Origin of the sequence: Falsirhodobacter xinxiangensis, assembly GCF_004959935.1 — a bacterium.
Taxonomy (GTDB): Bacteria; Pseudomonadota; Alphaproteobacteria; order Rhodobacterales; family Rhodobacteraceae; genus Falsirhodobacter; species Falsirhodobacter xinxiangensis.
The window spans coordinates 232474-246554 of record NZ_SMYN01000005.1; the positions used below are offsets into that span (position 1 = coordinate 232474).

Genomic DNA, 14081 nt, shown 5'->3' on the forward strand with positions numbered 1-14081 from the left:
AAAAATGGACAACGAGAAACTGGTGCACAGCCATGACGGCATCCGCCTGACGCGGCGCGGTCTTCTGTCGGCGGGGGCGGCGGCAACGGTCGCGGCCACGCTGATCCGGCCGGGCTTTTCATGGGCGCAGAATGCGGAACTGACCTTCTGCGCGTCCCTGGGCTGGACGGTCTGGGAATCGGGCCGCCATATCGTCAACGGCTACAAGGACGCGGTGGAACGTCTGGGCGGCACGCTGACGATTGCCGACGCCAACTATGACGTGAAGAAGCAGGCCGACCAGATCCTCGCCTTCGTGGAATCGAAACCGGCGGCGATCTTCATCACGCCAGCGGATGCGGCCGCCATTTCGCCCGCCGTGCAGCAGGCGGTGGCCTCGGGCATCCCGATCTTCATCGGCGACAGCTATGTGCCGAACACCACCGTCACCTCGACCGCGATGTCGAACAATTTCGGTCTGGGCGCCTATCCTGCGGAATACATCGCCAACACGCTGGAGGGGAAAGGCAAGGTCGCGCTGGTCTCGCTGCCGTCCAACGAAAGCTGGGACCAGCGGACGCTGGGTGCGAAATCGGTCTTCACCCGCTTCCCGGACATCGAGATCGTGTCCGAGATCGCCTTCGCGCTTGGCGGATCGACCACGCCGCGTCAGGTGGTGGACCAGATCCTGACAGCGAATCCGGAACTGGATGCGATCTGGTGCGCGTGGGACGGGGCGGCGTCCGAAGGCACGCTGGCGATCCGCGCGGCAGGGCGCGACACGATCATCACCGGCATCGACGGCGGGGCGCAATCCTTCGAATACATCAAGGCGGATTCGCCCTTCAAGATCACCATGGCGCAAAGCTTCTACGAGATGGCGTATATGAACGCCTTCTATGCGCACGAGGTCGCGGCCGGTCGCCTTGCCCCGCGTTTCATCATCACGCCGACCTATGCCGTGACGAAGGACTCGCTCGATCCGCTGGACACCATTCCCGACACCTATGACGTGCCGGGCGAGGCTGCGAAGCTGGGCTGGAACCGCGTTCTGTAAGGAGGCAACCATGACATCGGGCACCCGAACGGTCCTTGACATGCGCGGTATCGAAAAGCGCTTCGGGGACGTCAAGGCACTTGGGCATGTGGATTTCGATCTGGACGCAGGCGAGATCCATGCGCTTCTGGGCGTCAACGGCGCGGGGAAATCCACGCTGATCAAGATCCTGTCGGGGGTCTATGTCAAAAGCGGCGGCACCATCGCCGTCGGCGGTGTCCAGCACGAGCTGGGCACCCCCCGCGCCGCGATCGAGGCGGGGATCGCCACCGTGCAGCAGCACCCCGAACTGGTGGGCGATCTGACGGGGGCGGAAAACATCTTTCTGGGGCACGAGGGCGCGCGCCCCGGCCTGTTCGGGCGCATCGACCGCGCGGATATCGCGCGGCGGGCCGAGGCACTGCTTCAGCGGTTCCCCATCCAGATCGACCTTTCGCGCCGCGTGGCCGACATGCCCGCCGTGGACCGCGAGATCGTGGCGATCCTGCACGCGCTGCGGCTGGAGAATACGCGCATCCTGATCCTGGACGAGCCGACCTCGACCTTGACCGAACGCGAGAAGGCATCGCTGTTTTCGATGATGCGGATGCTGCGCAAGGCGGGCATCGCGATCATCTACATCACCCACCGGCTGGAGGAAGTCTATGAGATCGCCGACCGCTTCACCGTCTTCCGCGGCGGGCAGAAGGTCGCCTGCCATACCGTGGCCGAGGCGCGGGGAAAGGCGATCTCGATCCCCGTTCTGATGCTGGGCGCGGGCGGGGGGCTGACATTTCCGCCCCGCACGGGCCGCAGCGACGGCGCGGTGGTGCTGGAGGCCGAAGGTCTGTCGGCAGACGGGTTCGCGAATGTCAGCCTGACCGCGCGCAAGGGCGAGATCCTGGGCATCTTCGGCCTTGTCGGATCGGGCGTGGACGAATTGTCGAAGGCGCTGTTCGGGGCGATCCCGTCGTCCGGCGCGCTGCGGCTGGAGGGCCGCGATGTGCGGTTCCGATCGCCGGCCGAGGCGTTGCGCGCGGGCATCTTCCTTGTGCCCGGCGACCGGCGTGCCGAAGGGCTGACACTGGACGAGAACGTCATCTTCAATACGGTCGCGGCGAACATGTCCCGCGCCTCGTTGGGCGGGCTGATGCGCTTTGGCGCGAACCGCCGCGCGGCGCGCGAACTGGCGCAGATGGTGGATCTGCAACCCATGCGCCTTGACCGCGACCTGCGCGGCTTTTCAGGCGGCAACCAGCAGAAGGTCGTCATCGCGCGCGGGCTTTATCGTCAGGCGAAATGCTACATCTTCGTGGAACCGACGGTGGGCGTCGATATCGGCGCACGGTCCCGCATCTATGCGCTCATGCGCGAGATTTCCAAGGACGCGGCGGTGATCGTCATGTCCTCCGACTGCGACGAGGTTCACGGCGTCGCCGACCGCACGCTGGCGCTTTACAAGGGCCGCCCCATCGAGGGCGCGGCAGACCGCGACCAGCTTCTTCACGCAGGCATCATGGGAGGGGTCGCGGCATGATCTCGAACCGGCTTTTCATACGGCTTCTGGCCTTTGCCGCCTTGGTCGCGGTGATCGCGGCGATCTTCTGGTCGCAGAACCCGGCGTTTCTGTCGGGCGGCAACATCCGCGCGCTGATGCGGCACATGTCGGTGCAGGGTCTTGCGGCGCTGGGCCTGACCTTCGTGATCGTGGTGCGCCATTTCGACCTCAGCTTTCCGGGCGTTGCGTCCATGGGGGCGATGACGCTGGGCTGGCTGATCGCGTCCGGCGCGCCGTTTCCGGCAGCCATCGCGGGTGCGCTGGCGGTGGGGCTGGTCTTCGGGCTGGTGAACGGAATCGCGGTTGCGCGGTTCGGCCTGCCGGACATCGTGACGACCATCGCGACGGGCGGGCTGGCGGTGGGCTTTTCGTATTTCTATTCGAACGGGACGTCGATTTCGCAGAACTTCTTCATGTCGGGCATTCTGGATCTGAACGACAAGCGGATCATTGGGCTGGACATGCCGTTCGCGATCCTGATGGCGGCGGCGGGGGTGGCGGCTGTGGTGCTGCACGCCTCGCGCGTGGGGGCGGGGATGTACGCGACGGGGCAGAACCGCGTCTCGGCCCGCTTTGCCGGGATCGCGACGCGGCGGCTGATCGTGCTGGCCTTTGCGCTCTGCGGCACGATGGCGTGCCTCGCGATCACGCTTCTGGTCGCATCGTCGGGGGCGGCGAACGTCACGGCGGGGGGGCAGCTTCTGATGCCCGCATTCGCCGCGGTCTATCTGGGGGCGGCGCTGTTCGGGCGGCCTTCGGTGGGGGCGACGCTGGCGGGAACGCTGATGATGTCGACCATGCTGAACGGCTTCACGCTGCTGGCGATCCCCTACTACTACTCCGACGCCATCGTCAGCACGGTTCTGATCGCGGCCATCGCCATCTTCGATCCGCGCCTGTCCGGTCTTCTGAACTTCCGAAAGGCAGCAGCATGAGCGCCCTGACCGCAGACATCCCGCAGCGCCGCCGTGGAGCGGACTTCCTGATGCGTTACGCCTTCTTCATCCTTGTCGCCGTGGTCTTCGTGGCCTTCGCCATCCTGCGCCCGACCTTCGTGACACCGGGCAACATCCACGGGATGCTGATGTCGGCCTCGATTGCCGGGCTGATGTTCCTTGGGCTGACATGGCTCATCGCGGCGGGCGAGATCGACGTCAGCTTCATGTCCGTCGCCGCGCTGGCGAATATGGTCACGGCGGCGCTGGTGCAGGACGGGCAGGGCTGGGCTCTTGCCTCGCTGGGCGGTCTTGGGGCAGGGGTCGCGTTCGGGCTGGTGAATGCCAGCCTCGTGGCGGGGCTGCGGCTTCCGGCGCTGGTGATCACCATTGCGACGGGGGCGCTGGCGGCGTCGATCGCGGCGGCCATCGGGCTGGGCACGTCGATCGCGCTGAACAACACCGGCTTCGTCGGGCAGGTGCTGGGCCTGCGGGTCGGGGTGCTGCCGCTGATCGCGGTGATCGTGGCGGGGCTTTATGCCGTCAGCTGGTTCGTCCAGGAACGGCTGACCTTCGGCCATTACATCTATGCGATGGAGCAGAACCGCGCCGCGGTGGTCGAGGCGGGCGTGCCGGTGAACCGGATGCTGTTCATGCTGTTCGTGCTTTCGGGCGTGGTGTCGTCGCTGGCGGGCGTGCTGCTGGCCGCGAACCTTTCGTCGGGGCAGCCCTATCTGGGCACGTCCTATTTCCTTGACGGGCTGACAGCGGTGCTTCTGGGCGGCATGGCGCTGAAACTGGGCAAGCCGAACGTGCTTGGCACGCTGGCTGCGACGATCTTTCTGATCGGGCTTCTGAACGGGGCGGCGCTTCTGGGCTGGACGGACAGCCAGCGCCAGATCGTCCGGGGCAGCCTTTTGCTGGTGGGCGTCGGCCTTGTCGTCTTCGCCCGCAGCCGCCGTAAAACATGAGGGACATGATGAAAGCGACCACCCGCCGCCCTGTCGGCACCACGGGGCTGGAGGTGACGGCCCTTGGCATCGGTTCGGCCCCCTTGGGCGGGCTGTATGCCGATGTGCCCGCGCCACAGGCGCTGGAGATGCTGGAGACGGCTTGGGATCTGGGCATCCGGTATTTCGACACCGCGCCGATGTATGGGCTGACCCGGTCGGAACATCTGGTCGGCCAGACCCTGCGCGAGCGCGACGGCTATGCCCTGTCCACCAAGGTCGGGCGTCTGATGACCACCGAACGCGCGGGCCGCAAGCTGCCGCCCGAGCCGCCGAAGAACCCGCTCGACCCCGGCTGGCACAACGGCCTGCCGTTCCGCGAGGTGTTCGATTACAGCTATGACGGCGTGATGCGCAGCTTCGACGACAGCCAGCAGCGGCTGGGCATCCGCGATATCGACCTGCTGTATGTCCATGACATCGGGCGCGTGACCCATGCCGATCTGCACGACCACCACTGGGGTTCCTTGACCAAGGGCGGCGGTTTCCGCGCGCTGCAGGAGCTGAAGGCGGCGGGCGATATCAAAGGGTTCGGTCTGGGCGTGAACGAGTGGGAAGCCATCCGCGACGCGCTGGAGGAAACGGATCTGGATTGCTGCATGCTGGCGGGGCGCTATTCGCTGCTGGACCGGGATGCGCAGGATTTCCTGTCGCGGGCAGGTGTGCCTTTGGTGATCGCGGGGGTCTACAACTCGGGCATCCTTGCGGCGCCGAAGGGCGGGCGGCGGAAGTTCAACTATGCCGATGCCGACCCCGCCGTGGTGGCCAAGGTCGAACGCCTGCGCGAGGTCTGCGACGGGTATGACGTGCCGCTGGCCGCCGCGGCGATCCGTTTTCCCATGCGCCACCCCGCCGTCACCTGCGTCGTCATCGGCGCCAAGACCGCCGCGCAACTGCGCCAGAACGTCGAATGGTTCGACACCGACCTGCCCGACGCGATCTGGGCAGACCTCGACCAAGCTATCGGAGAGTAAGAATGCTGAAGAACGTGAACCCGCTGCTGACGGGCGATTTGCTGGCGATCCTGTCGGATATGGGCCATGGCGACGAGGTGGTCATCACCGACGCCAACTTCCCCGCCGATGCGGTGGCGCAACGGCTGGTGCGCCTGCCGGTCAGCGCGACCGATGTGCTGGACGCGGTGTTGTCGGTGATCCCGCTGGACGATTTCGTGGATGCGCCCTCGGCCGCGATGGATGCGCCGGAGCGGCCCGCGATCTATACCGATTTCCAGTCCGCGATGGACGCGTCCGAAGGGCGCAGCGTCGGGCTGGAACTGATCGACCGTTTCGAATTCTATGACCGCGCCAAGGCCGCCTATGCTGTCATCGCGACGGGCGAGCGTCGGCTTTACGCCAACATCATTCTGAAGAAAGGCGTGCTGCGTGCTTGACGCCCATCAGCATTTCTGGCGCATCGACCGGGGCGACTATGGCTGGATGAGCCCGGATCTGAAGCCGCTTTATCGCGATTTCGGCCCCGAGGATCTGGCCCCCCTGATGGCAGAGGCGGGCATCACCCGGACCGTGCTGGTGCAGGCCGCCGAGACGGAGGCCGAGACCGACTTCCTTCTGGACATCGCCGCGCGCACGGATTTCGTCGCCGGGGTCGTCGGCTGGCTGGACATGCTGTCGGGCGATTTCGCCGCGCGGCTGGACCATTACGCCGCGCGCCCGAAATGGATCGGGCTGCGGCCCATGCTTCAGGAACATGATCCGGCGATGATCGACGATCCGCGTTTCCGCGCGGGTCTGGCCGAGGTCGCCCGGCGGGGCATTCCCTTCGACATCCTGACCTTTCCGCGCCATCTGCCCGCGATGGTCGATGCCGTGCGCGGGGCACGGGGGCTGCACGCGATCCTCGACCACATCTCCAAGCCCGACATGACGGGGCCGGTCGATCCCGCATGGGCGGCGGGCATCCGGGCGCTGGCGGCGGTGCCGGGGCTGCATTGCAAGATCTCTGGTCTGGTGACCGAGGCGGGGGCGGGTTGGACGCCCGACCGCATCCGCCCCTTCGTCGATCTGGTGGCCGATGCCTTCGGGCCGGAGCGGCTGGTCTTCGGGTCGGACTGGCCCGTCTGCACCCTTGCCGCCAGCCATGCGCAGGTGGTGGACCTTGCCCGCGACCTGCTGGGGCGGCGTTACGATGCCGAACAGATGCGCGGGATCATGGAGACCAACGGGCTGCGGTTCTATCGCATCGGCGGCTGATCGCCGGCAGTCCGCTTGTCTTGCGGACACAAAGCCCGGACAGTGCCCAAGGCGGCTGCGCTGGTCAGGGATACACGGAGGCCACCGCAGCGCGCCCATTCATGCGGAGGACACCATGATACACCCTGCTGACCATCGGCCCAAGAGCGGCCGCGGCGCCATCCTTGGCCTTGCGATGGCTTGCCTTCCCGGCGCGGCGCTCGCCCAGCCGGCCGAGCCGCGCGACAGCTTCTTCTGGATCGGCGAGATCAACAAGGCCAGCGCCGTCATCAACAGCGAGGAAGGCCTGCTCGATCCCGCGCTGGCCCCCGGTATCGCCGCGGCCTTGGTCAAGGTGCTGGAAGACGGGGACGAACCGGGCGCGAAACGTCCGCAAAGCGTCATCACCTTCGAGCCGCTGCTGATCGAGGCGGGCGGGCAGAACGTCACCTTGCTTCATGCCGGGCGGTCCAGTCAGGACATGCTTTCGACCGCGCGTGCCGCGCTTTTGCGCGAACGGCTGCTCGATCTGGCCGATCAGTTGAACATGACCACGCGCACGATGGTCGAACTTGCCGCGCGGCATGCGGGCACCATCGTTCCGAATTACACCAACGGCGTCGCCGCCCAGCCCAACAGCTATGGTCACTATCTTCTTGGCCATGCCGCCGGGCTGGACCGCGATGCCGAACGCCTGCGCGAGGCCTATGTGCGGCTGGACCGATCCGCCATGGGAACGACGGTTCTGAACGGGACGAGCTGGCCGCTGAACCGCGAGCGGATGGCCGATTACCTCGGCTTTGCCGCCGTGGTCGACAACGCCTATGACGCGGCCCAGATCGCCCCCGTCGATCAGGCGGTGGAGCTTTCGTCCATCGTCACCTCGATCGCCCTGCATTCGGGCAGCTTCATCGAGGATGTCATGGGCCAATACGGTCAGACCCGTCCATGGATTCTGCTGGAGGAGGGGGGCGACAACACCTATGTCTCCAGCGCGATGCCGCAAAAGCGCAATCCGGGCATCCTGAATTCCACCCGCAGCGACGCATCCGAGGCGCTGACGCTGGCGATGGGCCCGGCCCTGCAAGCCCACAACCTGCCGCCGGGGATGAGCGATGCCAAAAGCCCCGGCCGCAACGGCGAGATGATGGAGGCCGCCACCGAAGTGCTGGCGGGGCTTAACGACATCCTCGGCGCGCTGAACATCAACCCCGACCGCGCGATGGAGGAGTTGAACGGCGACTGGACCGCGTCGCAGGAACTGGCGGACCTTCTGATGCGCGAACACGCGATGCCGTTCCGGGTCGGGCACCATTTCTCGTCCGAGATCGTGACCCATGCGCGGCAGGAAGGGCTGGGTCCGTTGGACTTCCCCTATGCCGAAGCGCAGCGGATCTATGCCGAGGCGGTCGAAGGGACGGAATACCCGCAGAATCTGCCCATCACCGAGGACGCATTCCGCGCCACGCTCGATCCCGCCGCCATCATCCGCGCCCGTGCCACGGCAGGTGGTCCCCAGCCGGCAGAGATGGAGCGGATGATCGGAGCGGCGCGCGACCGACTGACGGCGCAGGACGCATGGATCGCCGAAAGACGCACGCATATCGAAGACTCCCTGGCGCGGCTCGACCGGGACTTCGCGCGGTTTCTGGAGTAATTATCCCAGCCGTCGCGAGCGGGGGAGCCTTCGAGCAGGGCTCTTCCGCTCTCCAAGGGCGCCGATGGCCGTTGGGCTTCGATGATTTGCGGGCCATCAGCGGCGATGCCGAACCGTTCGCGCTTTGGAAATCGTCCTCTTTGCCGCCGCAATCCTGCTTTGGGGGGTCGTGGAGCGCGCCGAAAAGCGCATAGAGTATTGCGCAGGAGCAAGATGATGGAATGATATGACCAAGCTGGCCGACTATGTCTTCACCCCGGAACCGACGCCGACCATCCCGGTCGCGGGCAGCGACAAGCTGTTTCCCGTGCGCCGCATCTATTGCGTCGGGCGCAACTTTGCCGAACATGCGATCGAGATGGGGCATGACCCGGACAAGGAGCCGCCGTTCTTCTTCCAGAAGAACTCCGATGCCATCGTCCCGCCCGGCGGCGATTTCCCCTATCCGACGGAATCCAGCGACGTGCATCACGAGATCGAACTGGTTGTCGCGCTGGACAAGGGTGGCACCAACATCCCGGTCGAACACGCGCTTGACCATGTGTTCGGCTATGGCGTCGGTCTGGACATGACGCGGCGCGACCTGCAGGCGGTGTCGAAGAAGATGGGCCGCCCGTGGGAAACCGCAAAATCCTTCGAGGCGTCGGCCCCATGCTCGGCGCTGATCCCCGCCTCCGAACTGGGCCATCCGACGACAGGCGCGATAGAGGTCGAGGTGAATGGCCAGACGCGGCAGACGGGCGATCTGAACCAGATGATCTGGAAGGTGCCGGAGATGATCGCCTATCTTTCGCGCCTGTTCGAACTGCGCCCCGGCGACGTGATCTTCGCGGGCACCCCTGCGGGTGTCAGCGCGGTCGAGCGCGGCGATCTGATCACCGGCCGCGTTGCGGGCGTGGCCGAGATCGCGGTGAAGGTCGTCTGATCCCAAAGCGGCCCCTTGCGGGGCCGCTCCATCCCCCCGGAGGCGCGAATGCCCATCTCTCTAACCTTGCTGACCACGTTTACCATCGTTCTCGGGCTCGTCGGCTGCGTCTCGGGGTTTCTTGCGGGCCTTCTGGGCGTCGGCGGCGGGATCATCGTGGTGCCCGTGCTGTTCCATGTGCTGGCGGCCTTCGACGTCGATCCGGCACTGCGGGCGCATATCGCCGTCGGCACCTCGCTTGCGACCATCATCCCCACCTCGTTCCAGTCCATCCGCGCACACCGCGCGCGCGGGGCGGTCGATATGGACCTGCTTCGCTGGTGGGGGCCGTTCGTCGGTTTGGGCGTCTTGATCGGTGTGTTCGTCGCCGGCGCGGTTCCCGGCGGCGTTCTGACGATGGTCTTCGGCATCGTGGCCGCCGTGGTCGCTGTTTATATGCTGGGGACGCGTGAAGGTTGGCATCCGTTTGCGGCGCTGCCGGGACGTCCCGCGCAGGGCGGGCTGGCAACCGCGATTGGCACCATCTCCACACTCATGGGCATCGGGGGAGGGACCCTGACCGTGCCGGTGCTGAGCGTCTTCAGCTATCCCGTGCGCCGCGCGGTGGGCACGGCTTCGGTCGTGGGGTTGATCATCGCGTTGCCCGGCACGCTTGGCTACATCCTGAACGGCTGGGGCCGGGAGGGGCTGCCGCCGTTTTCGCTGGGATATGTCAATCTGGCGGGCCTTGTCGCCATCGCCGCGACCAGCATGTGGTTCGCCCCGATCGGCGCGCGCGCGGCGCATACGATGAAGCCGTCGCTGCTGCGCAAGGCGTTCGGGATTTTCCTGATGCTGACCGCGATCAAGATGCTTACCGCCTGAACCAACTGCGCTTTCTTGGCGGCGTTCCTCTGCCCCGCTTTGCATGGCGCTGACCGGTCCCCCGCCGCGCTATATGTCGAGGCTTTGCGGAAGGATGACCAGATCGCGGATCATGACGCCCTTAGGGCGGGTCAGCATGAACAGGATCGCCTCTGCAACCTCCCCGGGCTGCATCAGGCTTCCGGCAGCCAGCGCTTCGTCCATCTTGGCTTTCGGCCAGTCGTCCAGCAGGGCGGTGACCACCGGGCCGGGCTGGATCGCCGCGACGCGCACCCCGTCTTTCGCCACCTGCCGCCGGACCGTGTGCACGAACGCCTGAACCGCGTGCTTGGAGGCGGTATAGACGGGCTCCCACAGCACCGGGATCATGCCTGCGACCGAACTTGTGACGATGATGTCGCCGCTTTTGTGCGCGATCATGTGCGGCAGGACGGCGTGGATTGCCCGGAAGGTTGCGTTGACGTTCAGGTTCAGCATTCGGTCCCATGCGTCGGGATCGCCGGTCGCGACCTCGCCGCCGACATAGGCGCCGGCGTTGGCATGAAAGATGTCGAGCCGTTCCGTTCGCGACAGGATCGCGGGCAGCATCCCCCGCACGCTTTCGGGATCGGTCAGATCGACGGGGACGGGGATCGCCGCCGGACCAAGGTCATGGCAGATCGCCTTCAGCTTTTCCGCGGCCCGGTCGACGAGGGCCACGGTCGCCCCCGCCGCCAGCAAGTGGCGGGCCGTCTCCAGCCCGATGCCGGAGCAGGCGCCGGTGACGGCGGCGGTCTTGCCTTGCAGGTTCCAGTTCATATCCGCTCCTTTCAAGCCCGTCCGTGTTGTGTGCGGCTGCGTCGGGCAAGGGCATCCACGATCACGGCGATGGCCAGCACTGCGCCGGTGATCATGTATCGCCAAGACGACGACAGGTTCAAAAGCGTCAACCCGTTGGAGATCGACTGGATCACGATGATCCCGAGGATGGCCGACCACGCGCTGCCGCGCCCGCCGAACAGGCTGGTGCCGCCGATCACCGCAGCGGCGATTGCGTTCAGGTTGACGTCCCCGGTGCCCGCTTGCTGGCTGGAAGTCGCGAGGCGCGAGGCCGACAGGATACCGCCCAGCGCCGCAAGGGTGGAGCACAGCATGAAGCAGCTGAAATACACGCGCTTGACGTTTATGCCCGCCCGCCGCGCCGCCTCGGCATTGCCGCCCACCGCCAGAACCGAGCGGCCCCAGCGGGTGCGCGTGATCGCATAATTCATGATCATCACCAGCAGGGCGAAGAAGCCGAACATCCACGGCACCCCACGCCCGAGGTTGAGGTAGAAGACGGCAAGCTCCAGCCCGACGGTCACGGCCAGCGCCTTCACCAGCAGCCCCCGGCCCGACCCCGGATGCAGCCGCGAACGTGCCCGGTTCGCGCGCCTGCGCATCCCAAGCACGAGGATCGCCACCCCCGGAGCCAGCGCGAGCAGGTGCGAGAGCCAATCCGGCATCACCATCAACTGGCCGAAATTCACCATCCACGACCCGTAGGGCAGGTTGATGGAGCCTGAATTGCCCAACAGGTATAGTTGAAAGCCCAGCAGCGCCAGAAGCCCCGACAGCGTGGCGACGAACGAGGGCATTCCGAACGACACGCGCAGCAGCGCATAGATTGCCCCCACCGCAGCCCCCGCCACCAGCGCCATCGCCAGCACGACCGGCAAAGGCAGTCCGGCATTGACCCAGAACACCCCTAGCAGGGCCGAGGCGACCCCGCTCATCGATCCCACCGACAGATCGATCTCGCCCAGCAGCAGCACGCAGACGATCCCGAGCGAGATCATCCCGACGGCAGAACAATCGTAAAGCAGGTTCACGAGGTTGTTCGGCGCGATGAAGATCGGGTTGAGGCTGGTGAACACCGTGCAGATGATGACAAGCCCCACGACCACCGGCAACGACCCCAGATCGCCCGCCCTGACACGACCCGCGAAGGCGCGAAGCGTGTCGGCGATGCCCGTTTCATGCCGCACGCGGGTATCGCTGCGGTCCAGAAGTCCTTTTTCGGAATCGGTTGTCATGTCGGCGCCTCCACCCGGCGGGCGGCGCGTCTGCTGACCGCGTTGTCGCTGGCGCCCGTGATCGCGCCGATCAGGTCTTCGTTGGAATCGGTCGACAGGAAGACCCCGTTGTTGCGCCCCAGCCGAAGCACGACGATGCGGTCGGCCACGGCGCGTACATCCTCCATGTTGTGGCTGATCATGATGACGCCGATCCCGCGCGCCTTTACGCGTTCGATCATGTTCAGCACCTCGGCCGTCTGCGCGACGCCAAGTGCTGCGGTCGGCTCGTCCAGCATGATGATCTTGGGGTCGAGCAAGAGGGACCGCGCGATGGCGACGGTCTGCCGTTGCCCGCCCGACAGCGACGCCACGACATCGCGGACCGAAGGAATGCGCGCAGCAAGTTCGTTCAGCAGCGTCCAGGCGCGGACCTCCATCGCGGTTTCGTCCAGCGCGATGGGGTTCAGTTCCTGACCCAGAAAGATGTTCGCCACGACATCCAGATTCTCGCACAGGGCAAGATCCTGAAAGACCGTGGCAATGCCCAGACGCAAGGCGGCGCTTGGTCCGTTCAGTGTGACGGGCTGACCTTCGAACGCGATGTCGCCCGATGAAGGCTGGTGCACCCCGGCCATGATCTTGACCAGCGTTGATTTGCCCGCGCCATTGTCGCCGACCAAGGCGACCACCTCGCCCGGGTGAACTTCCAGATCGATTTCAGTCAGCGCCGACACAGCGCCGAAGTTCTTGGAAATGCCGCTCAGCTTCAGCGCCGGAATGGGCTGTTCCATCAGACTTCCTCCCCTTGAAGGGTCGTCCGGGGCTGGCCCCGGACGATGCCTCGTCACTCGATGCCCAGTTCGGCACAGCCCTCGGCGTAACGTCCGGTGCAAAGGTCGGCCGCGCTGGCGATGCCCTTGTCCACGATCTCGGCCTTCAGGGTGTCGCGGGTGACGATGGCGGGAACGAACAGTTCCGACGGGGTGTCGTAAAGCGTCGTCTTCGCCTCGGGCGTCTCTCCGTTCAGGAATTGCGCGGCGACACGGGCGGCGGCTGCCCCCACGATCTCGGACGGTTTGGAGATGGTATTGTATTGATCCCCGGCGATGATCAGTTGCAGCGCGGCGGTGGTCGCATCGTTGCCGGTGACGGGGGGCAGGGGGTCGACGCCGGCAGCCTTGAACGCGGCGACCGCGCCGCCCGCCGTGCCGTCATTTGCGGCGACGACGCCGACGATGCGGTCGCCGAAACGGGTGATCTGCCCGGCGGCCCATTGCTGCGCCTGCGGGGGCTCCCAATTCGGGGTGTCGTATTCGGCCAGCATCTCGTAGGGCCCGGTCTCGATCCCGGCCCGCGCCCCGTCGCGGATCAGGCGCGCGGCGGCATCGGTGGGCGAGCCGTTGATGAGCAGGACGCCACCGTTTTCGGCCGTCACCCCTTCTGCCTGAAGATGCTGCACCAGGCTTTCGGCGATCGCCTTCCCGATCGCCTCGTTGTCGAACGAGATGTAGAAGTCGGCCGGACGTCCGGGGATCGGGCGGTCATAGGCGATCACCTTCACGTCCTGCGACTGGGCAAGCTGCACCAGCGATGCCGCCGCACCGGAATCGACCGGGTCCAGCACGATTACCTTCGCACCTTGCGCGATGGCCGAATTCACCTGCTGCTGTTGCAACGCAACGTCGCCATTGGCGTTCTGATAGATTGGGGTGCAATCGGGGCAGACGGTCTTCAACTCTGCCTGAAACCCCGGATAGTCGTGTTCGTCATATCGGGTGGACCCCTGATCCGGCATCAGGAACGCCACCGTCTGCGCGCTTGCCGTGCCCGCGCAGATCGCGAGCGCGGCTGCGATGGCCGTCGTGGAAATCTTCATGCTCTTCTCTCCC

At 66.0% G+C, this 14081-nt stretch carries 14 protein-coding genes; 10 read left to right on the plus strand and 4 right to left on the minus strand.

Annotated elements, in window-relative coordinates; all coding sequences use genetic code 11:
* Window positions 1-4: 4 nt before the first annotated feature.
* From E2K76_RS08770 to E2K76_RS08820, 10 genes are all read left to right on the plus strand, one after another.
* Window positions 5-1036, plus strand: coding sequence for a sugar ABC transporter substrate-binding protein (locus tag E2K76_RS08770; protein ID WP_136683922.1), 1032 nt, complete (start codon window positions 5-7; stop codon window positions 1034-1036).
* Window positions 1037-1046: 10 nt separating this feature from the next.
* On the plus strand, window positions 1047-2552 hold the full coding sequence (locus E2K76_RS08775) for a sugar ABC transporter ATP-binding protein (RefSeq protein WP_136683923.1): 1506 nt from the start codon (window positions 1047-1049) through the stop codon (window positions 2550-2552).
* Entirely contained in the window at window positions 2549-3508 is a 960-nt protein-coding gene (locus E2K76_RS08780; protein ID WP_136683924.1) for an ABC transporter permease, read from the plus strand. Before E2K76_RS08775 ends, E2K76_RS08780 begins: the two co-directional genes overlap by 4 nt.
* Entirely contained in the window at window positions 3505-4479 is a 975-nt protein-coding gene (locus E2K76_RS08785) for an ABC transporter permease (RefSeq protein WP_136683925.1), read from the plus strand. Before E2K76_RS08780 ends, E2K76_RS08785 begins: the two co-directional genes overlap by 4 nt.
* A gap of 8 nt (window positions 4480-4487) precedes the next feature.
* The gene (locus E2K76_RS08790; protein WP_136683926.1) at window positions 4488-5492 is read left to right on the plus strand and encodes an aldo/keto reductase; all 1005 of its coding nucleotides are present in this window, start codon (window positions 4488-4490) and stop codon (window positions 5490-5492) included.
* Between the two features lie 2 nt (window positions 5493-5494).
* Window positions 5495-5911, plus strand: coding sequence for an RbsD/FucU family protein (locus E2K76_RS08795; RefSeq protein ID WP_136683927.1), 417 nt, complete (start codon window positions 5495-5497; stop codon window positions 5909-5911).
* Window positions 5904-6731, plus strand: coding sequence for an amidohydrolase family protein (locus E2K76_RS08800; RefSeq protein WP_136683928.1), 828 nt, complete (start codon window positions 5904-5906; stop codon window positions 6729-6731). Before E2K76_RS08795 ends, E2K76_RS08800 begins: the two co-directional genes overlap by 8 nt.
* Before the next feature lie 115 nt (window positions 6732-6846).
* Window positions 6847-8367 (plus strand): lyase family protein, encoded by a 1521-nt coding sequence (locus E2K76_RS08805; RefSeq protein WP_136683929.1) that lies wholly within the window; start codon window positions 6847-6849, stop codon window positions 8365-8367.
* Between the two features lie 235 nt (window positions 8368-8602).
* The gene (locus E2K76_RS08815) at window positions 8603-9292 is read left to right on the plus strand and encodes a fumarylacetoacetate hydrolase family protein (RefSeq protein ID WP_220432190.1); all 690 of its coding nucleotides are present in this window, start codon (window positions 8603-8605) and stop codon (window positions 9290-9292) included.
* Between the two features lie 48 nt (window positions 9293-9340).
* Entirely contained in the window at window positions 9341-10156 is an 816-nt protein-coding gene (locus tag E2K76_RS08820) for a sulfite exporter TauE/SafE family protein (protein ID WP_136683931.1), read from the plus strand.
* Between the two features lie 69 nt (window positions 10157-10225).
* Here E2K76_RS08820 and E2K76_RS08825 read toward each other — a convergent pair whose 3' ends face one another.
* From E2K76_RS08825 to E2K76_RS08840, 4 genes are read right to left on the minus strand one after another with little or no spacing between them, the layout of a single operon-like run.
* A complete protein-coding gene (locus tag E2K76_RS08825) occupies window positions 10226-10954 on the minus strand; it encodes an SDR family oxidoreductase (RefSeq protein WP_136683932.1) in 729 nt (242 codons plus the stop codon).
* An 11-nt stretch (window positions 10955-10965) separates the two neighbouring features.
* Window positions 10966-12210 carry a sugar ABC transporter permease gene (locus E2K76_RS08830; RefSeq protein WP_136683933.1) on the minus strand — a complete coding sequence of 415 codons (1245 nt, stop codon included), beginning with the start codon at window positions 12208-12210 and terminating at the stop codon, window positions 10966-10968.
* A complete protein-coding gene (locus E2K76_RS08835; protein WP_136683934.1) occupies window positions 12207-12983 on the minus strand; it encodes an ATP-binding cassette domain-containing protein in 777 nt (258 codons plus the stop codon). Before E2K76_RS08835 ends, E2K76_RS08830 begins: the two co-directional genes overlap by 4 nt.
* A gap of 53 nt (window positions 12984-13036) precedes the next feature.
* Window positions 13037-14068, minus strand: a complete 1032-nt coding sequence (locus tag E2K76_RS08840; protein WP_136683935.1) for an ABC transporter substrate-binding protein — start codon at window positions 14066-14068, stop codon at window positions 13037-13039.
* Window positions 14069-14081 lie beyond the last annotated feature (13 nt).

Coding starts and splice junctions, on each gene's coding strand:
- E2K76_RS08770 (WP_136683922.1), top strand. CDS start 5: ATGGACAACGAGAAACTGGTGCACAGCCATGACGGCATCCGCCTGACG.
- E2K76_RS08775 (WP_136683923.1), top strand. CDS start 1,047: ATGACATCGGGCACCCGAACGGTCCTTGACATGCGCGGTATCGAAAAG.
- E2K76_RS08780 (WP_136683924.1), top strand. CDS start 2,549: ATGATCTCGAACCGGCTTTTCATACGGCTTCTGGCCTTTGCCGCCTTG.
- E2K76_RS08785 (WP_136683925.1), top strand. CDS start 3,505: ATGAGCGCCCTGACCGCAGACATCCCGCAGCGCCGCCGTGGAGCGGAC.
- E2K76_RS08790 (WP_136683926.1), top strand. CDS start 4,488: ATGAAAGCGACCACCCGCCGCCCTGTCGGCACCACGGGGCTGGAGGTG.
- E2K76_RS08795 (WP_136683927.1), top strand. CDS start 5,495: ATGCTGAAGAACGTGAACCCGCTGCTGACGGGCGATTTGCTGGCGATC.
- E2K76_RS08805 (WP_136683929.1), top strand. CDS start 6,847: ATGATACACCCTGCTGACCATCGGCCCAAGAGCGGCCGCGGCGCCATC.
- E2K76_RS08820 (WP_136683931.1), top strand. CDS start 9,341: ATGCCCATCTCTCTAACCTTGCTGACCACGTTTACCATCGTTCTCGGG.
- E2K76_RS08825 (WP_136683932.1), bottom strand. CDS start 10,954: ATGAACTGGAACCTGCAAGGCAAGACCGCCGCCGTCACCGGCGCCTGC.
- E2K76_RS08830 (WP_136683933.1), bottom strand. CDS start 12,210: ATGACAACCGATTCCGAAAAAGGACTTCTGGACCGCAGCGATACCCGC.
- E2K76_RS08835 (WP_136683934.1), bottom strand. CDS start 12,983: ATGGAACAGCCCATTCCGGCGCTGAAGCTGAGCGGCATTTCCAAGAAC.
- E2K76_RS08840 (WP_136683935.1), bottom strand. CDS start 14,068: ATGAAGATTTCCACGACGGCCATCGCAGCCGCGCTCGCGATCTGCGCG.